Here is a 24,899-nt window from a genome sequence, read left to right on the forward strand (position 1 = left end):
GAAAAAAAATGAAAAAATTACATTACGCGATGGTGATTGCGTCTCTGTCTTTGGTCGGTGCCCATTCATTTGCACAGCCTTTGACCGGTACCAGCGATCAGGATGTCATGACGGTGCTGAAAGAATCCTTTGCGCCTGTGGGCGATGTCACGCTTGAACGATTGGAGCAGTCACCAGAACAAAAAGCCTGTTCGGACATGGCGGCAAGCGGGCAAGCCATCCCTAAAGAGGTGATGGAAAAGTTATTGAAGCAGGCCATGGCGTCGATCAAGCCACCTGCCGATAAACAGTTTCTTGGTGACTGGAAAGCCGGTGAAAAAATTGCACAATCCGGCGTTGGGCTGCAGTTTAGCGATAAACCAGGCGTTGCTTCTGGCGGTAACTGTTATGCCTGCCACCAGATGACCAAGTCGGAAATCGCCTTCGGCAATATCGGACCGTCGCTGCTCCATTATGGCAAGAACCGGGGCAACGCCCCGCAGATACTTGAATATACCTGGAACAAAATCTATAACTCGCATGCCTATACGGCTTGCTCCAATATGCCGCGTTTCGGTACCGCGGGTATTCTGACAGAGCAGCAAATCAAAGATGTCATGGCATTGCTCTTTGATCCGGCTTCACCGGTGAATAACCAATAGGCATGTTGCCAGAAAAACGGCGGTGCATGCATCGACAGGAAGCATATTCATGATCAATCTTCAAACGCCTTTAATAAGGTTTTTCTTTGTACTTGCAATAAGCCTGGGCATATCGGTACAAGCCCATGCCGTTGTTACGTCATTAAAAAAGGGCGACACCATTACCTTGCCGGCATTTACGCTGCTCGATGGCAGTGAAATTGCCAGCGAATCGCTGAAAAATAAACCTGTGTTGCTGTCGTTCTGGGCGTCCTGGTGTCCTTACTGCGCCAGGCAGAACCCGTATATCCAAAAACTGCACGAGCAGGTGAAAGGTTCGAATATGCAGGTTGTTACGGTGTCAATCGACAAAGATCTGAAAGCGGCGTCCGACTACATGGCCAAGCATAACTATACCTTTGCGGCTGCAAAATTCACTCCGGAGCTCAAAGCGGTTTTTGGTGAAATAAAAATTATTCCTTTGGTGTATGTCGTTGATAAAAACAGCATTATCCAGGAAGTCATACCCGGGGAAATGTTCGAGGAAGATGTCCTGGATATGCGCAAGTACGCTAAATGAATACTGATTAAAGGAGATAAATATGGTGAACAGAAGAGAATTTCTCCAGATTCTGGCAATCGCTTCTGCGGGAGGGTATGCCTTTCCAAAAGACGTGCTGGCAGCTGACAAGGACATGCAGACGTTTTATGATATGCCGACATTCGGCAATGTCAGCTTTTTGCATTTCACCGATTCTCACGCTCAGCTTTTGCCAATCTATTACCGGGAACCGTCGGTCAATATTGGTCTGGGCGCGTCCCTGAACAAAGCGCCACATCTGGTGGGGGATGCCTTTCTGAAAGAGTTTGGCATGAAGGCAAACTCCATGCAGGCTTATGCATTTACTGCCCTGGACTATAACGAGAGTGCGAACAGGTTCGGCAAGGTGGGTGGGTTTGCTCATCTGGCGACATTGATCAAGCGATTGAAGGCGGATCGTCCGCATGCCCTGGTTCTGGACGGCGGAGACACCTGGCAGGGTTCTGCGACCTCCCTTTGGACCAAGGGGCAGGATATGATTGATGCCTCGCTGTTATTGGGCGTGGACATGATGACGGCGCACTGGGAGTTTACTTATGGCATGGATCGCGTGCAGGAAGCGGTAGAGGGCCTTAAGGGCAAGATCAATTTCCTGGCACAGAATGTTGAAACGTCGGATTTTGGCGACCCGGTATTTGAGCCTTATGCCATTCGCCAAATTAATGGCGTACAGGTCGCCGTTATTGGCCAGGCTTTTCCTTATACGCCCATTGCCAACCCGCGCTATATGGTCAGCGACTGGACTTTCGGCATCCAGGATCAGAAATTACAGGAAACCGTTGACGAAGTTCGCGGCAAAGGCGTAGCTGCGGTTATTGTGCTGTCTCATAATGGGATGGATGTGGATCTCAAGCTTGCCAGCAAGGTCACCGGCATTGATGCCATATTAGGGGGGCATACGCACGATGGCGTGCCTGAACCGGTGATTGTTTCCAATGCCAAGGGAAAAACACTGGTGACTAATGCCGGCAGCAATGGCAAATATCTGGGGGTGCTGGATCTGGATGTCGATAAAGGGGGCGTAAAGGGCTATCAGTATAAATTGCTGCCGGTTTTCTCCAACTTCCTGGACCCCGATCCCCAGATGGAAAAATTGATTCAGTCCGTACGTGCTCCGTATCTGGATAAGCTGGGTGAAAAGCTGGCAGTCACAAACGAGTTGCTTTATCGCAGGGGCAATTTCAATGGGTCTTTTGATCAGCTCATCGTTGACGCGTTGCTGCAGGAAAAAGGCGCGCAAATTGCTTTCTCACCGGGGTTTCGCTGGGGAACCACCTTATTGCCCGGACAGGCAATTACGATGGAAGATGTGATGAATCAAACGGCCATCACGTATCCAGGGACAACGCTCAATGAGATGAGCGGTGAAACGATCAAAACCGTCCTGGAAGACGTTGCAGATAATCTGTTCAATACCGATCCTTATTACCAGCAAGGTGGCGATATGGTTCGTGTCGGTGGTTTGAACTATACGATTGACCCGAACCAGACCATGGGCAATCGCATCAGCAATATGACATTAAACGATAAGCCTCTGGAGGCTGGGAAAATCTATAAGGTTGCCGGCTGGGCTTCCGTGCAGGAGTCAAGCGAGCAGGGCGAGCCCATCTGGGAACTGGTCAGTCGCTATCTGAAAGACAAAAAAGTGGTCGGAGATATTCAGCTGAACACTCCGCAAATCAAAGGTATTGAAAATAATCAAGGCTTTATGTAAGCGTAGCCCTGGTTCTGCAATTGGGTCAGACGCACAACGCCGGATGGGGTAAAGTCAGCTTCCAGCATGAATTTATCCTTGTCCAGTTTTCTGCGTTTGATCGTAATTTCACACACTTCAAACGCGACGTTTCTTGCCGCCAGCGCCGCAATAAGGGGAGCGGTACTGGCAGAATCTTTATAGTCCGTCATCATCATATCTACGCCTTCCGAATGCATGACCACTTTCAAATCCGTATCGGGATTGAAGTCCATTTGATTACGAATATTGCGCAGAGCCTTGAGCGCCTGTTGTTCCGCATTGTCTATATGGTAAACAACCTTGTCCTTGGCTAGCGCCACGCTGGAGGCCAGAACACACGTGGCGCCGATGATTAAAAGTGAAATTTTCCTGATCATATCCGTCATCCAATTTAAAAAATCTGTTATTCATTTAAATGCTGCAACATTAGAATGCGATTTTTCCTACAGTGGCGAAATGGGGAAAACCCCTAGCGAACGTATTTTGAACTTATAATTATTTCAATTGAAATAATTAGGGTTCATGAATGCAGCCGGAAGCCAATAAATACGGGAATCTTTCCGGATCGGGTTTTTTCAGCTTCTCAAGCATTAAATAATTTTCCATCCTTGTTGTTGACGTATATAAACATCGGCTTAATGTTCTATTAATCTTGAGGGTGTATAACCTTTCTATTTGGCTATTTGACATACTGTTGCCCCGCACTTGTCGCGAGACAATGTTGATCCCATTCATGGGGACGTTTCCGTTAAACGTTGACTTGAAACACAAGGCAAGGGTTCGCAGTTCATCTGTTGCGAGCAAAAAAATAAATATTTTCCAATCGCTGCATCCAAAGACTGTTCTGGCGTGTATTCAGTAAAGCAGGGCAGAACACTGCCGCTGCCCAACAGTCTTTCCTTTGGAGAATATTTATGACTTTGCAATCGATCGTCCGCCTGTCTCAACCAGTGTGCCTCGTGCTATTGCTGGCCGGAGGTAGCACAATGGCCTACGCCGCAGGCAGCAGCTTTTCGCAGGACAGCCTACCCAGTTCCATCAAAGTGCCTGAGGGTAACAAGGTCGCCTGGGAAACAGTAGGAACTGGTGACATCACCTATGAGTGCCGCGAGAAGGTCAACGCAGCGGGCCAGACTGAATGGGTGTTCGCCGGCCCCAAGGCGCAGCTTAAAGATCGCGCAGGCAAGCATGTCGGTAATTATTACGGCCCCCCAGCCACCTGGGAGGCGATGGACGGTTCCAAAGTAACCGCAACCCAATTGGCGGTGGCGCCAGCCGGCGACGGCAATCTGCCTTATCAATTGGTGAAGGCTAATCCGGCGATGGGAGATGGTAATATGACTGGCGTAACGTATATCCAGCGCGTCGCGCTCAAGGGCGGAGTAGCACCAAAAACGGAGTGCAATACTGCTCGCAAGGGTGAGAAGGCCAAGGTAGCCTACCAGGCCGACTATATCTTCTGGAAATCGCAATAAGCCGAAGCGGGCGGAGACACAATGGTGGTTCCGCCCGTACAACAGCGTATTCAACCCGGGAATCGAGTGACTGTGACGCCTGCTTCTGACAGCTTTGATTACGAGGCGGCGCTGGCCGCCTGTGCCGCGGGTCAACGCGATGCCTTGCTACAAATTTATAACCACGAGGGTGGCCGCCTTCTGGGTGTGGTGTTACGGATTGTGCGCGACAAGGCCATGGCTGAAGATATAGTGCATGATACCTGCATCAAAATATGGACTGGTGCATCCGGCTTTGATCCTGCCAAAGGGACTGGCCGGGGCTGGATCTACAGTGTCGCTCGCCATCTGGCGCTCAATGCTGTGCGCGACACCAGTCGCAATATAGATCTGGATGACGATGCGGCCACAGCCCTGAATGACAAGGCCTCGCTGGAGGCCTGGAATGACATGACCGACAGTTTCGCCTGGGAAACCAGTCAGGGCCGCATTACCTACTGCCTGGAACAACTTGAGCCGGTAAGACGCAACTGTATCCTGCATGCATATGTGGATGGCTTTTCTCATCGGGAAATCGCCGAGCGCCTGAATGCGCCGCTGGGTACGATCAAGGCGTGGATCAAACGAAGCCTGGCTGCACTACGGGAGTGCTTGACATGAGTCCTTTATCTACGACCTCCCCGGCCGATGATCTATCCGAGCTGGCAGGAGAATATGTCTTGGGCACCTTGTCCGGCCGGCAGCGCCGCGAAGTGGAACAACGCCTGGCGCAGGAGCCTGCGCTACAGGCAGCGGTACAGGCATGGGAAGCCCGGCTTTTGCCATTGACAGCACTTGTGCCGGCGGTGCCGCCGTCGCCAAGGCTCTGGCAGCGCGTTGTGCGCAGCTGGATGCATTGGAAAGACCGGCCACTGCTATGCCTCCAAGCGACACCCGGCCTGCATGCAATTCGTTGTGGCGCTCGCTGGCATTCTGGCGAGGTCTGACAGTCGTGGGCTTTACGGCTGCGGCGTTGGCGATGGTGGTGTTGCCAGGTCAGTTTCAGCCGCCGCAGACCCGATTCATGGTGGTGCTGGTCGCACCTGAAGATAAATCGCCGGGCTGGGTCGTGCAGGCTCGTTCCGATAAGCGGGTGGAGCTGATTCCGCTGGGCATGCTGCAAGTGCCTGCCGACAAGTCCTTGCAGTTCTGGACCAAAGCCGATGACTGGAAGGCGCCGGTGTCGTTGGGAATTGTGCAGCCAGGAGAGCGGGTCAGCGTGCCACTCAATAACCTGCCTGGCATGCAGAAAAACCAACTATTCGAGCTTACGCTGGAGCCGCGCGCGGGGTCACCGACAGGGCGTCCAACCGGGCCGATCCAATTTATCGGGCGAGCGGTGCAGGTGTACTGACGTCTGCTATTTATTTTTACATTCGGCCATAATCAATTGAAATGGATCTGGCGCTTTTTAATGTAATGTTATAACATATCATCATTTTGCAAATGCGATGACGACTTGCGAGGCTGTATGTGAGTCAGCAAACGAATCGCAAACCGGATATGGTATGAGTAAAAGAAGTAGAGTGGTGTCGGGCCTGCTTGTGGTGGCGGTCGGTAGTCTTGGAACGCAGGCTCAAACCCAGCCTTTGGAAGAAGGGCGACAAAGGACGGGGCAATCAGCCGCAACGCAACAGGATGGTTATGTGACAATGTTGCCAAGCGTCGTTGTCACGGCGACTGCCAGCGAACGCGCTTCCAGCGATGTGCCTGCCAGTATTACGGTTGTGTCGGGCGAAGACCTCCGTCGGCGTCCCGTGAATGATCTGGCAGATGCGCTTAAAGGTACGGTCGGGGTCAGCCTGGAAGACGTCGGCCAGGGGCGCAGAGGTATTTCCATTCGCGGCATGAGTGCGGAGCATACCCTGATGCTGGTCGATGGACAACGTGTCAGCTCGTCTGCCTCGGCGATCGCGCACTCTGATATGGAACTGGGCTGGGTGCCTGCCGAGGCCATCGAACGTCTGGAAGTTGTACGCGGGCCAATGTCTTCGCTGTACGGTTCGGAAGCCCTTGGCGGCGTTGTGAACGTCATTACCCGTTCAGCGACTGACCGGTGGATCGGCTCGTTGAGCAGCTATGCATTGGCCACCGATCATGGCCTGGGCGGCGACCAATATAAAAACGGATTCTATATTGCCGGCCCCCTTGTCGCAGGGCGCCTGGGTCTGACCGCCTGGGGCGAGTTCAGGCAGCGTCACATGTTACATGATACCGCTAATACGGCATTGAGCGCCCTGGACCGACAGCGGGCCACGACAGGCCACCTAGGATTAAGTTGGACACCGGACGCGCGCCAGCGTATCGACCTTTCTGTTGATGCGGTCAACGAGACCCAGACTGGTGTGTACGGTGGGGCGCGTGGCATTCCCTATCGTTCCGAGAATGAAATTCAGCGTCGCCGTTATGCTTTATCTCACACAGGGGAGTGGGACTGGGGGAGCACCCGGGCCAGGTTGTATCGCAGCACACTTGACCGGCAGATATGGCGTAGCGACGGCGGTCAGGCCAGTGGTCCCAACCGTTTTGTCGATACTGTCTTTGATACTCAAGCAAGTTTTCCGCTCAATTCCATTCATAGGCTGACCATAGGCGGTCAGTTCAGGCGGGAAAGCCTGGAAGATCCCAATGTGAATCGCGTCGGCAAAAAAGCGCAAAATCATTATGCGCTTTTCATGCAGGACGAGATGGCGCTTGGCGAGCGCTGAGAACTGGTGCTGGGTAGTCGTTTTGACCGACATGAGCAGTTCGGGTGGGAGATCAGCCTCGTGCGTATGTGCTTTTTCATCCTGTAGAAGGCTTGACGCTGAAGGCCGGGGTTGGCCGCGGATTCAAGGCACCAACGCTCAAGCAATTGTCTGCCGAATTCGAATCCTGGGCAGCGATGGGCGGGCGGGGTGTTATCCGGGGTAATCCCGATTTGCAACCGGAAACCAATCTTTCCTATGAAATGGGTGCGGCCTATGAGTCGGATACATGGTCGGCCGGTGCGACCTTTTTTCACAACAAAGTACGCAACCTGATTGATACCGTCAGACAGCCCACCTGTTTTGCTCCCGGCCGCGTTTGTCTGGCGTACGAAAATGTTGCCAGGGTTCGCCTGCAGGGCGTCGAATTGACGGGAGGCACCGATCTTTCCGAGCGCTGGCGACTGGATGCCAACTATACCTACCTGGATGCTCGCGATCAGATCACAGGGGAACCGATGCCAGATCGCTCCCGACATCGCGCCAACGCGACATTGGCCTGGAAACCGCTGGCGTCTATGTCTACCCGAATGCAGCTCGAGTATATCGGCGCGCAATTTCGTTCAGACAAACAAGGCAAACGTCCCGGGTATGCACTATTGCACTGGTATATGGATTACGCCGTGAATCGCAACCTCACAGTTCAGGTTGGTGTAGAGAACCTGACGGATAAGCGTCTGGCCAACGATGATATCAGCCTTTTCAGCCGGGCGGACGAGGGGCGGCGCTACTTTGTCGGCATGCGGGTGCAGTTCTGATGCGATTGTCACGATTGATCCAGGGGATCTCCTGTTTTCTGCTTATTGGCCTGGCTGGCATGACGCCTGTCTTGGTGTCTGCCAGTCCTGTGGTGCAAGTGCTGCACAATAATTTTGTTTTAGCAGAAAAGTTTCGGCATATGCAGACTATCGCCAAACGACAAGGAGTGGACTTGCGGCATCTCAATGTTGAGACGACATCGTCGCAGGCGTTAAGTGCAGCTGTTGCGGGTGCTGCGCTCACCGTACTGGATGTGCCCAGACCGGGTGACCGATCAATGGTCGAACAGCGGCTGGACCAAGCACGACAACAACAGGAGAGCCTTAGTGCTAGACGCTTGACCGTTGGCGGGGGACGGCCCGTCTGGCACGGCCTGGAGGTGCCGGTGGGCAGCAGACTGGCCGAGCTCTATGCCGCAGGCGGTGAGGCTAATTACGGACGTTTTTTTGCGCTAGTCAGCACGATTGATGAAGGGCTTGTGCCGTCCCCTGATCTGCTTGTGCCGCCTGAAAAACTGCCGGCCACAGGCTTTTATCACTCGCAAGCTGCGCGAGTGTTCGACAATGTACAGTCCTACCTGAATTGGTATGCATCTGCCGTTTCTCCCGCCAGGCCTGATTCCATTGGCCGGGTGGCGTTTTTGATATCCCGGCATACAGTGACGGATTTTGTGACTGGTGAAGTGGATGAATTGATTCGTCGCAGTGAGGCCGCAGGCTTACTGCCTATCGTATTCTGGGCCGATGCAGATGATCCGCAAGGATTGCAGGGAGCGCTACACAACGCTACGGCAGATGTGCTGGTCAACCTGACGCATATGCGAGGCGGTGCTCAGCGCACCCGCGACTTTAAAGCGTTGAATGTTCCGGTAATCCAGACGCTACGTTTTCGCGAAGGGCAAGCACGCGACTGGCCCGCTGCTCCTAGCGGTGTTAATGCCCGTACTGCCGCTGTTTTCCTTGCCGGACCTGAAGGATGGGGTGTCAGTGACCCGCTGGTGCTGTCTGCCGCCACAGAAGGGATAGACGAGCTCCTGCCGCAACAAGCGCAAGCATTGATTGATAAGCTGCAAAGCCTGGTTGGCTTGCGACATACCCGTGCTGCGGATAAGCGGCTCGCCTTGATGTTCTGGAATTACCCGGCGGGTGAGAAAAACCTGGGCGCATCCAATCTGAATCTGCCGCGCAGTATTGTTTCTATTCAGGCCGCATTGGCGGGGCAAAGTTATGATGTGGGCGAGCCCGTGAGCGAAAAAGTGGTTATCGAGAAAGGTCAGCGCATGCTGGGTGCGCTGTACGGTAGCGTATCGCTGGACGAACTACTGGCAGAAGATCTGGCAGCACTGTATCCGCTGTCGGCTTATGAAAGCTGGCTGGCAGGTCTGCCGGATGAGCAGCAGAAACAATTACGTCATCATGGCTCGCCTGACGAGCACCGCGCGATACGAGAGATTAACGGTCAACGTTATTTCGTTATTCCCCGGTGGCAGATCGGACATTTGCTGGTAATGCCGCAGATGCCGCGCCATGCCGACGCGGCTAAGCACTATCATGACACCGCCAGTGTACCGGATCATCTTTATATGGCGGCCTATCTGTATTTGCAGCAACAATACGCTGCCCATGCACTTATTCACCTGGGAACACATGGCACTCAGGAATGGCTTCCTGGCAAGGATCGCGGGCTGGCCGCTAGCGATTATCCGTGGCTGGCAGTGGGTAGCATGCCGGTATTCTATCCCTACATTCAAGATAACGTTGGCGAAGCATCCAGGCCAAGCGGCGCGGACGGGCTGTGATTATCAGTCACCAGACGCCTCCCTTTGCACCTGCCGGACTGTACGACCAGTTGCGTGATTTGCACCACCTGATTCATGAGTATCAGCAGCTTGACGAGGGAATAGTCCGTAAGCAAGTGGCACTGCGTATTCGGGAGACGGCATTTGCTGCGAATCTGCACCGGGACCTGGGTTGGGGTGATCAACAGGCGGAAGATGATTTTTCAGGTTTTCTTCAAGCCGTACATAACCAGTTGCATGAACTGGCGCGTACGGCCACGCCTCTGGGATTGCATACCTTTGGGCAGCCTGCGAGCGACGAGCACCGGGCCAGCACCATCGTGCAGCAGCTTGGAGAGCCATTCTATGCAGCGCTGGGGCTCGATAGGGAAGAGCTGTTTGTCGAAGATCATAAGCAGTTGAAAGACAATCCTGCCTATCTCGCCTTACATCAACTACTGAAGCCATCCAGTAAAAGCGCACTGCCTGACCGTGTTGCCGGTTTTGCCGATCGTGCCAGGGCGAATGATCTGCGCTTACGTGACACCCAGGAAAATGAGGCGTTGCTTGCCGGACTGGCGGGTGGCTTCATTGCGCCGGACGCTGGTGGCGATCCGATACGCAATCCCGATGTAATGAGTGGTCGTAATTTATACGCCTTCGAGGCCGACAAGATTCCCACCAGAGCAGCGTATGACTCAGCTGCAATGGCTTACGAACAGCTTGTTCAGGCTTTTCGGTCCGAGCATGATGGCCAGTGGCCTCGCAAGCTTGCGTTTAGCCTATGGTCGTCGAAGGCGATTCGTCACTTGGGGATAACTGAGGCGCAAATCCTGCATGCGGTTGGCCTGCGTCCAGTCTGGGATGCAGGAGGGCGAATTACTGCGCTGGATATTATCCCGACCCGGGAACTGGGACGGCCGCGAACGGATGTTGTGATTCAGGTTACTGGTGTGTATCGTGACCAGTTCGATAGTTTCATGCGGCTGCTTGACGACGCTCTGGCCCGCCTGGCCACACTGGAAGAACCGGGTAATCCGATTGTGGCAAATAACCAGCGTATTGCCACGCTCTTGCGCCAACAGGGTATGCCATCAGACCAGGCGGTCGCCGCCGCCCGATACCGTATTTTTGGCAACGCTCCCGGACAATATGGTACGGGTGTGCCCGATCTGGCCTTACGCTCTACCGAATGGAACGATGATGGCGAACTGGCTCAGCATTTTCTTGCGAGCAGCAGGCACGCATACGGCAGGCAGCAATGGGGCGCCAGTCTATCAAAAACGAATCTGCTGGCGGAACAACTGCGCGGTACGCAAGCGGCGATTATGTCCCGGTCGTCGAATCTGCATGGTGTGCTGTCAACCGACCACCCATTTGAGTTCCTGGGAGGTTTGTCGGCGGCGGTACGACACCTTGATGGTCAGGCTCCGCAATTGCTGATCTCCGACTTGCGTGACGGTGAGGTAAGCACAACCGGGCTGGCGCGCTTTCTGGCCAATGAGCTGCGGGGACGTTATCTGAACCCGCAATGGATTGAGTCCATGCAGCAGGAAGGATATGCCGGCACGCTGCAAGTGCTCAATGTCACTAACAATTTGTTCGGCTGGCAGGCTATGGAACCGGCGTCTGTGCGTGATGACCAATGGCAGGCGATGTTCGATACTTATGTGAACGACACACGAGAACTGGGCACACGCGAGTGGTTTGAGCGGCACAATCCTACGGCGCAGGCGCAGATACTCGAACGGATGGCCGAAGCCATGCGCAAGGGCTACTGGAATGCGTCCGAGCAAACGCAACGCGACCTGGTCCGGCGCTGGCAGCAACTGGCCAAACAGTTTGATGTGCACACCGGCGCCGAGGCGACGCGTCGCTATATCGCTGATATTGCCCAGGGTTTTGGCTTGGGCGCAGAAACGGCGCCCCAGATGGAGTCAGGACCCGCCCTAGACCAAACGGCGGATAATCCGGGAGCGACAGAGCAGGAGATACAAACCGTAAATGGGCAGATCCTGGAGCGCGTGGAGGCTCCCGCCGAATCTTCGCCGGAGACGCTACTGGTTTTGCTTTTGCTGCTATGTGTCGCGGTGACCGGCGGAGCGCGGCAGTGGTGGGATGGCCGTCACATCACACATCGCGCAGATTCGATCTGAATCCATTTTTATTTTTTAATTGATTTCTATAACCCGAGACAACCTGATGGACTTTTTTGCCGATATCGAACATTTGCTATACGCAGTCTCCCGCATTTTTCTTATGCCGGTACTGTTTCTCATCGTCTTGTCTTTGCTGTATGCGGTGGGAATGCTAGGGGCTTTTTTGGTTGAAGGCTGGCAACGACGTCGGCAGGGCGGCGCCGACAGGCTAGTGAAACAGACCAGAGATTACTTACGGCGACAGACAATATCTTCTGGTGATCTGGAACTGTATATTCTGAAACAGCTGGAATGGCTGCGGGTCGTGTCGCGCACCGCCCCGATGCTGGGTCTTATCGCTACCATGATTCCGATGGGGCCAGCCTTACTGGCGCTGGGCAATGGTGATGCGACGGAAGTAGGTAAAAACATGGTGGCGGCATTTTCGGCTGTTATTCTCGCGTTACTGGCTGCCAGTCTTTGTTTTTTTATCCTTACCATACGTCGTCGTTGGCTACTGCAGGATTTGCATCGGGCTGAACGTACCCTGTTATTGCAAGAGGAGTCGGCGTAATGCGTTTCCTTGAAGACGATGACACCGACCCCATGTTGTCGGTCGTCAATCTCATTGACCTGTTTCTCGTTATTATCGGGCTGCTGATGATTGTGATCGCGCAGAATCCGCTAGGTCCGTTAGCCCGGGAGAACGTGGTGGTGGTAGAGAGCCCGGGCCAGGCCGACATGCGCATCACGGTCAAGGAGGGCAAAGAACTGACGCGCTACGAATCCAGTGGCAAGGTTGGTGAAGGACAGGGGGCACGCGCGGGCATAACGTACCGTCTGGATGATGGCAGGATGATATACGTCCCTGAAAACAAGGTCAAAGAAATAAATCAGTAGCTCGCCATTGTTTATTTAGCTGTTGTTCAGGTTACGCATCCAGTGTTGCCAGTTTTCCAAGGGTGGCAGTCGCCGCTTCGGTTCGGGCGTCCCAGGCATACCCGTAGTTGATTCTCAGGCAGTTCTGGAATGCTTGCTTGGCGGAAAAAATCGGGCCCGGAGCAACGCTGATGCCGAGCGACAGGGCATGCCTGTGAATTTCCAGCGCGTTTATCCCCAACGGCAATTCGATCCATATGAAATAGCCACCCTTTGGCCGCGTCGCGCGGGTGCCGGGCGGGAAATAATGCCCGATAGCCTGTGCAAATTGTGTCTGTTGTGTTTGCAGCGTTTTACGCAAGTGTCTCAGGTGCTTGTCGTATCCGCCTTTTTCCAGATAGTGAGCGATCGCCATCTGGGTCGGAAGCGGGCAGGTTAGCGTCGTCGTGAGCTTGCGACGGGCGATGGCGCGGGTGTGGCGTTCGGCTACGACCCAGCCGATCCGATAACCCGGCGCCAGTGTTTTTGAAAACGAAGAGCAATGCATCACGATCCCGCTTGTGTCAAAGCGCTTGGTGAGCGCAGGTTGAGTAGAACCGAAATACAGTTCGTTATAGACGTCGTCTTCAATCAAAGGGACGTCGTAGCGCGTGAGCAGCTCGACGAGCGCTTGTTTTTTTTCATCCGACATCAGATAGCCCAGCGGGTTCTGGAATGTCGTCATCAGACAGCAGGCTTTTGGCCGATGGCGCTTGATGGCATTTTCCAGCGCGTCCAGTTGTATGCCTTCGCGCGGATGCGTCGGCACTTCCACTGCTTCCAGGTGATGCGCTTCCAGCGATTGCAGCGCGGCGTAGAACGTTGGCGTTTCAATCAGGACCTTGTCGCCTGGCTGTGTCAGGACGCCAAGACAGAGGTTCAGCGCTTCAAGCGCTCCATTGGTAATGATAATGTCGTCGGTGTTGACATGTACGCCGCTGGCCAGGTAGCGCAGCGCAATCTGGCGGCGCAGGTCGGTATGCCCAGGTGTCAGTTCATCGACGATGGACCACGGATCGAAATTCCTTGTTGTGCTGCTGATGGACTGGCTCAGTCTGTCATGTGGAAACAGCAAAGGACTGGGGAACGCTGATCCCAATTGGACGACATCACGCATCATGGTCGATTCAAGGACGTCGAAGACCAGATCATTAATATTCACGGACGCGGCGTCTTCCGTTGGCTGCGATGGCGTATCTGCCTCGGGCGGCAGGTGGCGGGCACCATGCGCGACGTAGTAGCCGGAGCGATCACGCGCACGCACCAGCCCCTGCGCTTCGAGCAGGTAATACGCTTGAAATACCGTGGAGGCGCTGACGCCGCGATTGGCGGTAACCTGCCGCACTGACGGCAACTTTTCTCCAGAGCGCAATACGCCAGAATAGATGGACGCGGCGATGTCGGCGGCCAGCGCTTCATATAACTTCATGAATATCCCCTTCAGGAATTGCCACTTACGGTAATGACAAAGATAGACCAACTGATACGGTGTTTAATATATTTTATCGTATATTTAAATCTGATATGAATTAGAGCCCGGATCTGCCTGGGACAATTTGTCCAACCCTAAAAAACCAGAATGTGATATGCGTTCATGATGTATGTTTCCAAAAGTAACTGATATGGTTATTTATTCTATCTTTGCATATTTAAAATGTGATATTCAAATATTACCATACAGACTTTTATCAGATTGTCGGCATTCATTCCGATGCCTTGAAACTCAAGGAAACCCATGAACCCCACAGCCTTGTTACTGGCTACTTTTATTTTGTCCATTGTCGGACTTTTTGCTTTTATATGGTCCCTGAGAAAGGGGCTGTTTGAAGCGGAGTCCAGTGGTGCGCGTACTATTTTTTCGACCGGAGAAATCGGACATCCTGAAGAGCCATCAGTAGGGCCTGCTCAACAGAGCGCCCTGGATGAAGTATCGCGGACCAATCTGGACGCCGACGAAACCAAAACCTCCCCAACTGAGTTGGCTGCCCGCGAGGCGGCCGACCGATCCAGTGCCTTGCCCGCCTTTGTGCTCATTGGCTGTTCGGTTGTGTGGCTGATTGTGGCTTCATTCGCAGGCCTTTTGGCTTCGCTCAAATTGCACTGGCCAGATCTGATGACAGAGCACGCCTGGCTCAGTTTCGGTCGCTTGCGCACCATGCATTTGAATGGCGTTGCGTACGGCTGGGCACCCCTGGGGCTGCTGGGACTTGCTATCTGGATGCTGCCACGACTTTTGCGAACGCAATTGTTGGGCGGACGGTTGGTCATTTTTGGTGCGCTGTTGTGGAATGCCGCACTGATCGCAGGGATGGGTGGCCTGGCTATCGGCATTAACGCAGGCATGGAATGGCTGGAGATCCCCTGGCAGATCGGTGTGCTGTTCGCCATTGGCGGCATGCTAGTTGGCTTGCCGATGGCCCTGATGCTGACGCGCCGTAAAGTAAATCATCTGTACGTGTCTGTCTGGTATATGGGAGCCGCACTGTTCTGGTTTCCAACGCTTTATATCGTGGCCAAAGTCCCTGGTGTGCATTTCGGGGTGGAGCAGGCCACGATGAACTGGTGGTATGGACATAATGTATTGGGGCTGTTCTATACACCGTTGTCGCTGGCCGCTGTTTACTATTTCCTGCCCAAGGTGATTGGCCGGCCAGTGCGCTCTTACAACTTGTCGTTGCTGGGCTTCTGGACACTGGCCTTTTTCTATGGACAGGTGGGGGCGCATCACTTGATTGGCGGCCCGATCCTGAGTGGCTGATCACACTATCTATCGTGCAAAGTGTGATGATGATCATCCCGGTTCTGGCGTTTTCAATCAATCAACACATGACGCTGAAAGGGCACTTTAGCGCCTTGCGCCATTCCCCGGTGCTGCGCTTTATTGTCTTTGGCGCCGTGATGTATACGCTGGCATCGGTACAGGGTTCTTTCCAGGCATTGCGTACGGTCAACGCCACGACGCATTTCACCCACTTTACGGTGGCGCATGCACACATAGGCATGTACGGCTTTGTGTCGATGGTGATTTTCGGTGGGGTTTATTTTGTCATGCCGCGCATTCTGAATACGGCCTGGCCCAAACCCAGTCTGATCGCCTGGCATTTCTGGCTCGTGGTAGCGGGGTTCGCAGTCTATATGATTACCTTGAGCATCGGCGGGGTATTGCAGGGCCTGGCTTTGCTGGATCCTGCCCGTGAGTTCATGGAGTCGGTAGCAGTCACGATGCCATGGCTGCAGGGCAGGTCGATTGGCGGTGCGCTGATGACGCTGGGCCATCTGGTGTTTGCGCTACATGTCTTTCTGATTATCGTGCGTTCCGGCGCCTTTTCCCTGACCGAGCGTAAAACGCCCGCTGCTGCTGCGGCTAACCCTTCACTGACATAAACGCGGTATGGAAAACGAACTTAAACTACTTGTGGGTGCGATGGTGACGCTATCGCTGGCAACCTCAGCCTTGGTCGTCGTGCCCTTTCTACAACTGAAGGATGAGCCGGCACCTGCCGAGCTCAAGCCTTATACCAGCCAGGAATTGCGCGGACGCCAGCTGTATCGTGCGCACGCGTGTATGGCCTGTCATACCCAGCAGCCGAGCACACTGGTGCAGGTATCGCAGATGCCAGCCGTGGCTGGGGGCGCGCATCGGTAGCGGGCGATTATCACTATGATGATCCGCCGTTGCTGGGCACCATGCGTACCGGGCCTGATCTGTTTAATATCGGCGTGCGCCAGCCTAGCGTGGACTGGCATCTGGGTCATCTGTTCCAGCCGCGCGCCTATACGCCGGGCAGCAATATGCCTGCCTATCCGTTTATGTTCGAAGTCAGGAACGCCGATGATGTGGCCGACGGCGAGAAGGTCGTGCATCTTCCAGCAGGTACGGTTGAACCTGGCAAGGCCGTGGTTGCCAAGCCGGAAGCACTGGACCTGGTGGCGTATCTGATCAGCCTGAAACGCACCTACCCCGTTCTGTCTACGGAACAGGCGGACGTATTGTCGCAATCGGGCGCAGCTTCAGAAAAGGAACAAGTGCAATGAGCGTAAAGAAACAGACGCGTGCTGCCGAAAATGCGGATCCGCACGAGCTGAACAATCCCGTTCCGCGCGTGCTCCTGGGCGTTATTCTGGCCTTGGTGGTATGGGGCGTGTACTATATTTTTTCTGCAAATCCCAATAGTGTTGCGGGCCTGGGCGATAGGCGCGATCCCGCTACGCTGGTGGCTGCGGCGCCGTCCGAGAACGGCGTCATTGATGGCAAGCAGTTGTTCACGACCGCCTGCCAGTCGTGTCATCAGGCTAGCGGCCAGGGGCTGACCGGGGTATTCCCGCCGTTAGCGGGTGCTGAATGGGTAACCGGCGATCCGGCTGTGCTGGTGCAGATCGTACTGCATGGGCTGAGCGGACCAATCAAGGTTGCGGGCGCGCAATATAACGGTATGATGCCGCCGTTTGGAGAGCAGTTCAACGATGCGGAGCTGGCGGCTGTGCTCAGCTATATTCGCGATGCATGGGGCAACGGTGCCTCTGCGATCGAGATGGCGACCATCCGGAAAGCCGCGGGCGACCAAGGATAGAACCACGCCGTGGGGTGGTGAAGAGGAACTGCGCAAGGCCGCCCTGACGTTCTCTGCATCTGATTGATCATGAAGACGTCCGGGGTTCGTTCAGTTATTGCATTTGCCATCATCGTGGTGCTCGGGCTGGCCGCGTTTTCGGCTGTTACGGCCGGTTTTGCGGCAGTCACCTCCGATGGGGTGAGACGCGTGCAACTTAAGCGCAACCCCAGGGCGCTCCCAGATCTGCCCCTGATTGACGCTCGCGGCACGATGTTTTCATTGCGCGATTATGGCGGTGCTTCGAAGCGCGTGACGTTTATCACACTTGTCTATCTGCAGTGTCAATCGGTCTGCCGTACCAGCATCGCCGGCCAATCGTGGATGCAGCATGCGATTCAGGCCCGCGGGCTTGAGGGTCGAGTGCGATTGCTGACTTTGAGCTTTGATCCGGCAAACGATAGCCCGCAGGTCATGGCCGAGCATGCCAGGCGCATGGGCGTGGACGCCGACCTGTGGCGTTTTGCAACCGTGCGTGATACGGGCGATCTGAATCGTATGCTTGCACTATTTGATATCATCGTTTTGCCCGACGGCCTGGGCGGTTATTCGCATAACGCTGGCCTGTTTTTGATTGATGAGCACGGTCAGCTTGCCAGGGCATATGATGTAGACCGTCCTGATCTGGCGCTGGCAGATTATCTGGCGCGCGCCAAAGGGAAGGGCGGATGAAACTGCTGTTCCCCAAAAAAACCGCCTTGAACAAGTGGGCTCGTCACTGGGCGCTGCCTGGATTGCTTTGTGCGACCCTGGCACTATTTCAGCCGCGGCTTGAGCAGTCAATGGTTCTGCATATGGGGGTGGAGATTCCCTTGCTGTTTATCCTGGGTTGGCTGACGGCAAACGCCTGTGGCCCGGCGCTGGTGAAAAAACTCGCGCCATGGAATATGGCCGGGGTGCCCGGACTGACATTTGCGCTCCTGGTGATCTCGCTCTGGATGGTGCCCGCAGCGCTTGATTATGCCGTGTTGTCTGCGCCGGTCGCAATCGCTAAAGTTGCCAGTCTGCTGGCGGCCGGGATGGCGGCCGGACTGTCCTGGAAGCCGGCCGGATTCATTGTGCAGGCGTTTTTCACGATGAATGCGTTCTGGATGACATTTGTGGTTGGCCTGCTGTATCGCGAGGCGCCGCTGCAGCTGTGCAGTGTCTACCTGGAAGATGAGCAGGCCCGTGCCGGCGCGGCGATCATGGCGTGGGCAATCCTGGCGTTGCTACTTTGGGTGCCCGGCGTGCTCAGAAAACTTCGCGATTGAACGTCTGCGCAACAAGACGCTACAACTGTGTTGTTCAGATATATCGCCTTGAACGTCGACGGCCCCCGGTTTAAGCGTGATGGGTCCGAATATCCATTTAGTCGGACTTTACCCCACCGATTGGCGGCTCATCGTCCAGGGCATCGGCAAATTTTCGCATTGATTTGACGAACGCATCAAGCTCGTCTTTACTCCAGTCCTTGAAGATTGCATTGGCCATGCGTTCACGCGCAGCATCGATGCGGTCTGTCATTGCCTTGCCCTTTGGCGCTATGACCGCCTCGCGCACCCGCCGGTCCGTGGGGTTGGCCTGACGCTTGACCAGATCCAGGCTTTCGAGCCGGGCGACCTGGCGGCTGATCGTGGTGTAATCCCGCCCTGAGCGATCGGCAAGCTCCACCACGCCAATCGGCCCCAGCCGCTCAATCATCACGAGCGCGGAAAACAACGCCCGATCAAGCCGGATTCCGGCGTCCTGGATCATTTTTTCATCGTTTCGCGGACGGTTCAGCGCACTAAGAATGCTGATCAATGATCCATGAAGGGATTTCATTTGTTCCGATATATGTGTATCTTGCACATTTTTTCTAAATGACATAATATAGCTCCTGTTAAGTGCATAATACACATATTGGAGCAATCATGACAAGTCATTCGAGTACAGATGTATTAATTTGCGGGGCAGGCACAGCGGGTCTGACGCTGGCCATCGACCTTGCCCGCCGCGGCGTTTCTTTCCGGCTGATCGAAAAACAGGCGACGCCATTCCCCGGCTCCCGCGGCAAAGGCATACAGCCCAGGACCCAGGAAGTGTTCGAGGATTTGGGCATTCTGGACAAAATCGTGGCCCGTGGCGGCTTCTATCCCCGGCAGCGCTGCTATCGTGACGATGGCAGCTACATTGAAACGATGCTATCGGAACCCGATGATGCATCACCGGCAGAACCGTATCAGTTGCCCCTCATGCTCCCGCAGTTTCTGACAGAGCAAATCATGCGTGAGCGCCTGAACGAACTCGGCTATCAGGTGGAGTTCGGCTGCGAGCTGCTCGGCTTTGAACAAGATTCCGATGGCGTCACGGTAACGCTATCAGGACCAGCTGGCCCGCAGACTGTTCGCGCTCGCTACCTCGTGGGCGCCGACGGCGGACGCAGTTTCGTCAGGAAAACGCTTGGCATAGGCTTTCCGGGCAAGACGCTGGACGTGCGCGCAATTGTGGCCGACGTGACGCTGACCGGCCTGGATCGGGATGCGTGGCACCAGTTTAACGACGGCGATATGCAGCGGATGGTTGCCATCTGCCCGCTGGCCGGTACGGAGTTTTTCCAGATCCAGGCGCCGGTCCCACCGGATGAGCAGGTCGACCTGTCAGCACAGGGGCTGACTACTTTGGTCGCCAGCAGAACGGGACTTGCGGATATAGTCGTGCATGACGTGTCCTGGGCTTCCGATTACCAGATGAGTGCCCGGCTGGCCGAGCGCTATCGTGTGGACCGGGTATGTCTGGTCGGCGACGCCGCTCACATCCACCCGCCCACCGGCGGACAGGGACTGAACACCAGTGTGCAGGATGCCTACAACTTGGGCTGGAAGCTGGCGGCCGTGTTGCGAGGAGCGCCAGACAACCTGCTGGACAGCTACGAGGCTGAGCGCCGTCCGGTGGCTGAATCTGTGCTTGGTCTGTCAACGCGGCTCCTGAAGGATCAAAAGGCAGGTGGTATGCGCCGCGGCCGTGAGACGCGCCAGCTGGACATCGGTTACATGGACTCGCCGCTGGCAATCGAACTGCCGCAGCGCAAAAGTGGTGTCCGGGCGGGAGAACGTGCACCAGATGCACCGATTCGCGGTGCAGCCGGCCAGGCATCACGACTGTTCCAACTGTTCAAAGGCGGGCATTGGACGTTGCTGTTCCAGACAGAGCAGCAGCAGGCACCGGGGGTACAGGAGATGGCAGAGCCAAGAGCGGGACTGCGTGTTCACACGATTGGTCCAAAGGGCGATGTGATCGACGCTTGGGAGCACATCCATGATGCTTATGGACTGGCGCCAGGTGAGTGCGCGCTTATCCGTCCGGACGGGTATGTGGGTGCGATTGTTGCAGCAGACAGACTTGATGAGCTTGATGACTATCTGGATCGCATGGGCGTGGGGGATAATTAACCATGCGTCGATTTTGCGAATTACTGCTTATCGTAGAATAGATCAGTAGCACTGGAGTCAATGCAGGGTTTAGGGGTGTGGCGGGCTGATTTTAGGCGTACTGGCTCCTCAAGCAATGATAAAGTCAGGGAGAAAAGCCGCCATGCGGATGGACTCTGGCGTTGACGGAACCCCGGCATTGGGTCCATGCCAAGACTTGTCGGTACTATAGAGAATAACAATAAAGGGTTTGACTTAAAATGGGTTGCTGCGTTTTCAATAATCGGAAACTTAAGTGGCTTAACAAGAGTAATCTATGCCTAAGGCACAGTTGAATGACGATATGTCAGTTCCGAAGAAATGGCTTCATGAATTTTCCGAAACCGTAGTTGAACGGCAGGCTATTGGAGAGTCGAAAGCTGATGTTTTCCGTATTTTCAATGACAAAAGGCCTAGTCTATTTGTGAAGTCTGAACCTGTTGGTCAATACAGTGAGTTGCCGAATGAAGTTTAACGCCTTAAATGGCTGAAACAGGCCGGTCTGCTTGGTCCCGCAGTGCTTGATTATGCGACGGAAAATAGCCGCCATCGGTTGCTAATGAGTGCTGTCGCAGGATGTGACTTGGCTGGTGCAAAGGATATACCTGCTTCGCGGATCATCAGCATTATAGCGTCAGCTTTGCGCGCCTTGCATAATGTACCTGTTTGGGAGTGCCCCCTCTGATCATCGACTTGAGTTGCGCATAGCAGCACCCTTTTTTTGAGGATTACGGTACAGAGCCGGATGAGGAACGGATTGAGTTCTTTTGTTTATTGGACGAATTTTTCTAATATATTGAAGTCGTGAATTTTTCGATCTGTCATTTTGAATATGGAACAGCCATAGGTCGCTGGTATTCTAAAGCTTGCAGGGAAAAGTACCAGCTCCTGGCTAAAACGACTCTGCTCACAGGCTATGGTCTGCGCGACTTTCCGCTAACAACCTCTAGGGGAACAAAAAAATGCACGGTGTGAGCCTGGCTACTGCTGATGATATGTTAAGGACGCATATAACGGGTTTGGTTGACGATCTCAAAAGAGAACTGGGAGATGACCTATTATCTGTATTGCTTCATGGCTCCCTCGCCATGGGTGCGTTTTATGCTCCTAAAAGCGATGTGGATTTACTGGTTATCGTGCAACACTTGACCGCCGAGCAGGCCCGTCAGTTGTACAGTATTTTCGAATATCATCATGCCCGCAGACCCTATGTTGGCGGCCTTGAAGTGAGCGTTGTTCACATTGAAGATGCAAAATCGCCCGTGCATCCATTGCGCAGTCAAGTTCATTTTAGTGAAACTACCACCGGGTGGCAGCCATGGCAGGCGGGCATGCCGCCAACGGATGAGGATCTTATTGCCCATTTGGCAGTAGCGAAGTATCGTGGGCGCAGTCTCTATGGTCTAAGCCTGATGAGGCAATCGGAGAGCTGCAATGGGCTGACTATCTGGCATCGGTACACGGTGATATCGATTGGATTCTTGAAGGCGAAAATATTCTAAGCTCACCATTTTACTGTGTCCTGAATCTTTGCCGATGGATGATGATGGCAGAAGCGACGGACCGTATCGTGCCGGGAAAAGAAGAAGCAGGTGTATGGGCTATGACTCATCTGCCTGGACAGTTTAGGAACGTTGTCGACCAAGCACTCGCCGCTTATCGTAGCAGGGAGTGCCCACATACCAAGCAGGAAAGGCAGTTGTCGGGAGGCCCGTGGGATCGTAAGTCGCTTCTGGAGTATCGAGATTATGTGCGCTCCCTATATAGAGATGGGAAACGCGCGTACCATCAACGTAGTGGCTAGTGTCTGAGCCTGGCGCGCAGTTATGATCGTTGTAAATCGGACATGGTGTGAGGCCCGCGATACGCCAGATATGCTGCTGCAGCCAGGATCTGTATACCCATGGCAGTGGCAAAGAACATGTCTTGTCCGGCACCTGAATGACCAGGAGCATTGCTTTGCAGCAGACCAAAGAAGGCAGGTGCGAAAGCATAGGTTCCCTGGGCAATGGCCACAGTCAGCGCGACAACTCGGGGTACATCTTCCGAGGCGAAATCCGATTGCGCAACCAGCGGCGGAATAGAGGTGGCATTCCCAATACCGGAGCCAAACAGCATGATGCCAAGGGTAAGAAGCCAGACATTGTCTGCGCCAGAAAGCAGCAACGTTGCTGTTCCAAGCGCCTGAACCACATATCCCCCAGCGGCAACCGCACGTCGGTTTCCAAGTCTTTGAACGGCCCGCGCAGCTATAGTGCGGCCACCAATGGCGCAAGCGGTTCCCAGGCCCATAAGCCATCCCATTTGCTGGGCACCGATCAGCGGGGAAAAAATATTGAATAGATGAGCCAGCAAACCAATCTGTGCAAACAACCCGATTGCCATTCCCGCAGACAGGGTGATGAACGCCCAATTGCGCCAAAGCGCGGCGCCAGGCAGCGTTTGGCTGCTTTGGGTTGCATGCTGCCGAACTGTCGTCGCTCCCGAACTGTTGCCGTCTGGCGCCTGGCCGATGTTTGCTGGTGTTTTAGTGAATACATAGCGGGCCAGCAGTAGTACGATAATAATAACCGTCACGCCCACGATACTGGCTGCGCCAGTAAAACCCAGAATGCCGATCAAGGCCACCCATAAGGGCGAGAAGATCACACCTCCAACGCTGGCGCCATTATATGCCTTGCTTAAAGCGCTAGGGCGACGCTTGTGATACCAGGTCGCAACAATCGTATTGACCGCAACGGCCCCCATCGTGACCCACCCCAGGCCGGTAAGGGTGCCCGCCAAAAACAAATGCCACGGCTGCTGTGCACTCGCCCAGCCAACGACGCCAATAGCGGTAATGACGGCGCCACATACCGTCGTTGCGGGTAATCCAACCCTGGCATATAGACAAGGCAGATTGAGGATCACCAATGTGCCAACAAGAAAATGCAAGGTAACGGCCAGTGAAATAAGGCTCAGGGGCCAGTTTGTACGCTGTGCCACCTCTGCCAGGTAGATCGGCGGACCGTAGAATCCCACGCCCCAACCCAGGATAGCCAGAAGAAAGGCCGCCCGTACAGCCCAAATACCAAAAAAAGTCGACGTTTGTTTAATCTTAGAAGAGCCCATTTAGATTGTCCTTGCTTGTGGAAAACGACGACTTTGTGTTGAGAGAATATAAGTACATTATGGCGGTGACGGGCGCCAATTGCTACGGCGCAGACCGTACAATGGCGTAGGGTCGCTTTGTTAAAATCATGATACGTTCCAGGAGCCCACCATGGTCAGTATTGCCTCCATAGCCCAAACAGCATCGTTGATTGGTGATCTTGCCCGTGCCAGCATGCTGACAGCACTGATGGATGGGCGTGCGTTGACTGCAACCGAATTGTCCCGCGTCGCCGGTATTGCGCCGCAAACCGCAAGCGGGCACCTCACCCGCCTGGTAGAAGCTGGCCTGCTTGTCATGGAACGCCAAGGCAGGCACCGCTATCACCGCCTGGCCTCTCCGGCAGTTGCTCATATGATCGAAAGCATCATGTCGCTATCAGTTGATCCGGACACGCAAGGTGCCCGACCGCGATCTGCCGGCCCGGTGACTGGCCCGCGTGACAAGGCCTTGCGCTATGCGCGCACATGCTATGACCATCTGGCAGGCCAGTTGGCGGTAGACATGACCGATCACCTTGTCGCCTCTGGTTGCGTTGAACTATCTGGCGATGGCGGCTTATTGACTGATGCGGGTGACAGGTTTCTGCGATCACTGGGGGTTGACGTCGATTCTGCTCATCATCGTGCGTCAGGCCGCGGCACAGGGCGCATGTTCTGCCGTCCTTGTCTGGACTGGAGTGCAAGACGCTTTCATATTGGTGGTGCGCTTGGCGCTGCAATATGCCAATGTTATCTGGACCAGGGGTGGATTCGGCTTGCAGCGGGCACTCGCGCTGTGACCGTAACACCCCAGGGCCAGCGAGCCATTCGGGAGGCATTTCCCTTAATGGAGGTTGGTCTTTCGGAGACCGCCCATGCAGATAAGCGCAACAGGCCGTAAAGGTCAGGTGATCGGAGGCACTGTGTTGATACCGTGA

At 54.6% G+C, this 24,899-nt stretch carries 23 protein-coding genes and 3 pseudogenes; 22 read left to right on the top strand and 4 right to left on the bottom strand.

The genetic code is table 11. The features are described from left to right. Positions 1–8: 8 nt before the first annotated feature. Genes soxX through soxB form a run of 3 tightly spaced genes read left to right on the top strand, consistent with a single transcriptional unit; the run spans position 9 to position 2,935 of the window. On the top strand, positions 9–641 hold the full coding sequence (gene soxX / locus TKWG_RS07280) for a sulfur oxidation c-type cytochrome SoxX (protein WP_014750230.1): 633 nt from the start codon (positions 9–11) through the stop codon (positions 639–641). Between the two features lie 49 nt (positions 642–690). Further along, positions 691–1,200, top strand: coding sequence for a TlpA family protein disulfide reductase (locus TKWG_RS07285; RefSeq protein ID WP_014750231.1), 510 nt, complete (start codon positions 691–693; stop codon positions 1,198–1,200). A 25-nt stretch (positions 1,201–1,225) separates the two neighbouring features. After that, the gene (gene soxB / locus TKWG_RS07290) at positions 1,226–2,935 is read left to right on the top strand and encodes a thiosulfohydrolase SoxB (RefSeq protein WP_014750232.1); all 1,710 of its coding nucleotides are present in this window, start codon (positions 1,226–1,228) and stop codon (positions 2,933–2,935) included. Here soxB and TKWG_RS07295 read toward each other — a convergent pair. Further along, on the bottom strand, positions 2,920–3,342 hold the full coding sequence (locus TKWG_RS07295; protein WP_014750233.1) for a DsrE family protein: 423 nt from the start codon (positions 3,340–3,342) through the stop codon (positions 2,920–2,922). The two genes, soxB and TKWG_RS07295, sit on opposite strands and share 16 nt — an antisense overlap. A 528-nt stretch (positions 3,343–3,870) precedes the next feature. On the opposite strand from TKWG_RS07295, the gene TKWG_RS07300 reads away from it, so the two are divergent. The 9 genes and pseudogenes from TKWG_RS07300 to TKWG_RS07330 all read left to right on the top strand — a co-directional run bounded on the left by TKWG_RS07300 (position 3,871) and on the right by TKWG_RS07330 (position 12,770). Further along, positions 3,871–4,431, top strand: a complete 561-nt coding sequence (locus TKWG_RS07300) for a DUF3455 domain-containing protein (protein ID WP_041709147.1) — start codon at positions 3,871–3,873, stop codon at positions 4,429–4,431. A 21-nt stretch (positions 4,432–4,452) separates the two neighbouring features. Next, a complete protein-coding gene (locus TKWG_RS07305; RefSeq protein WP_014750235.1) occupies positions 4,453–5,070 on the top strand; it encodes a sigma-70 family RNA polymerase sigma factor in 618 nt (205 codons plus the stop codon). Continuing rightward, on the top strand, positions 5,067–5,396 hold the full coding sequence (locus TKWG_RS26995) for a hypothetical protein (RefSeq protein ID WP_407636900.1): 330 nt from the start codon (positions 5,067–5,069) through the stop codon (positions 5,394–5,396). Before TKWG_RS07305 ends, TKWG_RS26995 begins: the two co-directional genes overlap by 4 nt. After that, positions 5,327–5,803 (top strand): anti-sigma factor, encoded by a 477-nt coding sequence (locus TKWG_RS27000; RefSeq protein ID WP_407636901.1) that lies wholly within the window; start codon positions 5,327–5,329, stop codon positions 5,801–5,803. Before TKWG_RS26995 ends, TKWG_RS27000 begins: the two co-directional genes overlap by 70 nt. Before the next feature lie 154 nt (positions 5,804–5,957). Further along, positions 5,958–7,157: a TonB-dependent receptor plug domain-containing protein gene (locus TKWG_RS23950; protein ID WP_202947771.1), complete on the top strand. Its 1,200-nt coding sequence runs from the start codon at positions 5,958–5,960 to the stop codon at positions 7,155–7,157. 44 nt (positions 7,158–7,201) lie between these two features. After that, positions 7,202–7,954 (top strand): TonB-dependent receptor domain-containing protein, encoded by a 753-nt coding sequence (locus TKWG_RS23955; RefSeq protein WP_202947772.1) that lies wholly within the window; start codon positions 7,202–7,204, stop codon positions 7,952–7,954. A gap of 278 nt (positions 7,955–8,232) precedes the next feature. Continuing rightward, positions 8,233–11,888 (top strand): annotated as a pseudogene (cobN, locus tag TKWG_RS07320) (cobaltochelatase subunit CobN). Between the two features lie 46 nt (positions 11,889–11,934). Continuing rightward, positions 11,935–12,444: a MotA/TolQ/ExbB proton channel family protein gene (locus tag TKWG_RS07325; RefSeq protein WP_014750237.1), complete on the top strand. Its 510-nt coding sequence runs from the start codon at positions 11,935–11,937 to the stop codon at positions 12,442–12,444. Then, positions 12,444–12,770, top strand: coding sequence for a DUF2149 domain-containing protein (locus TKWG_RS07330; RefSeq protein ID WP_014750238.1), 327 nt, complete (start codon positions 12,444–12,446; stop codon positions 12,768–12,770). The genes TKWG_RS07325 and TKWG_RS07330 overlap by 1 nt, the downstream gene beginning before the upstream one ends. Positions 12,771–12,801: 31 nt before the next feature. On the opposite strand, the gene TKWG_RS07335 is transcribed toward TKWG_RS07330, so the two are convergent. Beyond that, on the bottom strand, positions 12,802–14,217 hold the full coding sequence (locus TKWG_RS07335) for an aminotransferase-like domain-containing protein (protein WP_014750239.1): 1,416 nt from the start codon (positions 14,215–14,217) through the stop codon (positions 12,802–12,804). A 306-nt stretch (positions 14,218–14,523) separates the two neighbouring features. Here TKWG_RS07335 and TKWG_RS07340 point away from each other — a divergent pair. The 5 genes and pseudogenes from TKWG_RS07340 to TKWG_RS07360 all read left to right on the top strand — a co-directional run bounded on the left by TKWG_RS07340 (position 14,524) and on the right by TKWG_RS07360 (position 18,651). Next, positions 14,524–16,172: pseudogene (locus TKWG_RS07340) on the top strand (cbb3-type cytochrome c oxidase subunit I). 7 nt (positions 16,173–16,179) lie between these two features. Further along, a pseudogene (locus TKWG_RS07345) lies at positions 16,180–16,823 on the top strand (cbb3-type cytochrome c oxidase subunit II). Continuing rightward, positions 16,820–17,359 (top strand): c-type cytochrome, encoded by a 540-nt coding sequence (locus tag TKWG_RS07350; RefSeq protein WP_014750240.1) that lies wholly within the window; start codon positions 16,820–16,822, stop codon positions 17,357–17,359. Before TKWG_RS07345 ends, TKWG_RS07350 begins: the two are co-directional and overlap by 4 nt. A 69-nt stretch (positions 17,360–17,428) precedes the next feature. Further along, a complete protein-coding gene (locus tag TKWG_RS07355) occupies positions 17,429–18,070 on the top strand; it encodes an SCO family protein (protein ID WP_014750241.1) in 642 nt (213 codons plus the stop codon). Then, positions 18,067–18,651, top strand: a complete 585-nt coding sequence (locus tag TKWG_RS07360) for a hypothetical protein (protein WP_014750242.1) — start codon at positions 18,067–18,069, stop codon at positions 18,649–18,651. The genes TKWG_RS07355 and TKWG_RS07360 overlap by 4 nt, the downstream gene beginning before the upstream one ends. A 97-nt stretch (positions 18,652–18,748) precedes the next feature. On the opposite strand, the gene TKWG_RS07365 is transcribed toward TKWG_RS07360, so the two are convergent. Continuing rightward, positions 18,749–19,249, bottom strand: a complete 501-nt coding sequence (locus tag TKWG_RS07365; RefSeq protein ID WP_014750243.1) for a MarR family winged helix-turn-helix transcriptional regulator — start codon at positions 19,247–19,249, stop codon at positions 18,749–18,751. A 44-nt stretch (positions 19,250–19,293) separates the two neighbouring features. On the opposite strand from TKWG_RS07365, the gene TKWG_RS07370 reads away from it, so the two are divergent. From TKWG_RS07370 to TKWG_RS27005, 4 genes are all read left to right on the top strand, one after another. Next, complete coding sequence (locus TKWG_RS07370; protein WP_014750244.1) at positions 19,294–20,811, top strand: FAD-dependent oxidoreductase; 1,518 nt, start codon at positions 19,294–19,296, stop codon at positions 20,809–20,811. A gap of 295 nt (positions 20,812–21,106) precedes the next feature. Then, positions 21,107–21,304: a kanamycin kinase gene (locus TKWG_RS21330; RefSeq protein WP_014750245.1), complete on the top strand. Its 198-nt coding sequence runs from the start codon at positions 21,107–21,109 to the stop codon at positions 21,302–21,304. Positions 21,305–21,848: 544 nt separating this feature from the next. Continuing rightward, a complete protein-coding gene (locus tag TKWG_RS07380) occupies positions 21,849–22,331 on the top strand; it encodes a hypothetical protein (protein ID WP_171815138.1) in 483 nt (160 codons plus the stop codon). After that, the gene (locus TKWG_RS27005; RefSeq protein WP_407636917.1) at positions 22,325–22,633 is read left to right on the top strand and encodes an aminoglycoside adenylyltransferase domain-containing protein; all 309 of its coding nucleotides are present in this window, start codon (positions 22,325–22,327) and stop codon (positions 22,631–22,633) included. Before TKWG_RS07380 ends, TKWG_RS27005 begins: the two co-directional genes overlap by 7 nt. Before the next feature lie 20 nt (positions 22,634–22,653). On the opposite strand, the gene TKWG_RS07385 is transcribed toward TKWG_RS27005, so the two are convergent. Then, on the bottom strand, positions 22,654–23,940 hold the full coding sequence (locus tag TKWG_RS07385; RefSeq protein WP_014750247.1) for an MFS transporter: 1,287 nt from the start codon (positions 23,938–23,940) through the stop codon (positions 22,654–22,656). A gap of 151 nt (positions 23,941–24,091) precedes the next feature. Here TKWG_RS07385 and TKWG_RS07390 point away from each other — a divergent pair, with 151 nt between their 5' ends. Continuing rightward, the gene (locus tag TKWG_RS07390; RefSeq protein WP_014750248.1) at positions 24,092–24,862 is read left to right on the top strand and encodes an ArsR/SmtB family transcription factor; all 771 of its coding nucleotides are present in this window, start codon (positions 24,092–24,094) and stop codon (positions 24,860–24,862) included. Positions 24,863–24,899 lie beyond the last annotated feature (37 nt).

The sequence above is a fragment of the Advenella kashmirensis WT001 genome, assembly GCF_000219915.2.
Lineage (GTDB): Bacteria > Pseudomonadota > Gammaproteobacteria > Burkholderiales > Burkholderiaceae_B > Advenella > Advenella kashmirensis.

Bases quoted from the DNA above. Each gene is read 5' to 3' on its own strand.
- soxX (WP_014750230.1), top strand. From the start codon at position 9: ATGAAAAAATTACATTACGCGATGGTGATTGCGTCTCTGTCTTTGGTC.
- TKWG_RS07285 (WP_014750231.1), top strand. From the start codon at position 691: ATGATCAATCTTCAAACGCCTTTAATAAGGTTTTTCTTTGTACTTGCA.
- TKWG_RS07295 (WP_014750233.1), bottom strand. From the start codon at position 3,342: ATGACGGATATGATCAGGAAAATTTCACTTTTAATCATCGGCGCCACG.
- TKWG_RS07300 (WP_041709147.1), top strand. From the start codon at position 3,871: ATGACTTTGCAATCGATCGTCCGCCTGTCTCAACCAGTGTGCCTCGTG.
- TKWG_RS07305 (WP_014750235.1), top strand. From the start codon at position 4,453: ATGGTGGTTCCGCCCGTACAACAGCGTATTCAACCCGGGAATCGAGTG.
- TKWG_RS26995 (WP_407636900.1), top strand. From the start codon at position 5,067: ATGAGTCCTTTATCTACGACCTCCCCGGCCGATGATCTATCCGAGCTG.
- TKWG_RS27000 (WP_407636901.1), top strand. From the start codon at position 5,327: ATGCCTCCAAGCGACACCCGGCCTGCATGCAATTCGTTGTGGCGCTCG.
- TKWG_RS23950 (WP_202947771.1), top strand. From the start codon at position 5,958: ATGAGTAAAAGAAGTAGAGTGGTGTCGGGCCTGCTTGTGGTGGCGGTC.
- TKWG_RS07325 (WP_014750237.1), top strand. From the start codon at position 11,935: ATGGACTTTTTTGCCGATATCGAACATTTGCTATACGCAGTCTCCCGC.
- TKWG_RS07330 (WP_014750238.1), top strand. From the start codon at position 12,444: ATGCGTTTCCTTGAAGACGATGACACCGACCCCATGTTGTCGGTCGTC.
- TKWG_RS07335 (WP_014750239.1), bottom strand. From the start codon at position 14,217: ATGAAGTTATATGAAGCGCTGGCCGCCGACATCGCCGCGTCCATCTAT.
- TKWG_RS07350 (WP_014750240.1), top strand. From the start codon at position 16,820: ATGAGCGTAAAGAAACAGACGCGTGCTGCCGAAAATGCGGATCCGCAC.
- TKWG_RS07355 (WP_014750241.1), top strand. From the start codon at position 17,429: ATGAAGACGTCCGGGGTTCGTTCAGTTATTGCATTTGCCATCATCGTG.
- TKWG_RS07360 (WP_014750242.1), top strand. From the start codon at position 18,067: ATGAAACTGCTGTTCCCCAAAAAAACCGCCTTGAACAAGTGGGCTCGT.
- TKWG_RS07365 (WP_014750243.1), bottom strand. From the start codon at position 19,249: ATGTCATTTAGAAAAAATGTGCAAGATACACATATATCGGAACAAATG.
- TKWG_RS07370 (WP_014750244.1), top strand. From the start codon at position 19,294: ATGACAAGTCATTCGAGTACAGATGTATTAATTTGCGGGGCAGGCACA.
- TKWG_RS21330 (WP_014750245.1), top strand. From the start codon at position 21,107: ATGCCTAAGGCACAGTTGAATGACGATATGTCAGTTCCGAAGAAATGG.
- TKWG_RS07385 (WP_014750247.1), bottom strand. From the start codon at position 23,940: ATGGGCTCTTCTAAGATTAAACAAACGTCGACTTTTTTTGGTATTTGG.
- TKWG_RS07390 (WP_014750248.1), top strand. From the start codon at position 24,092: ATGGTCAGTATTGCCTCCATAGCCCAAACAGCATCGTTGATTGGTGAT.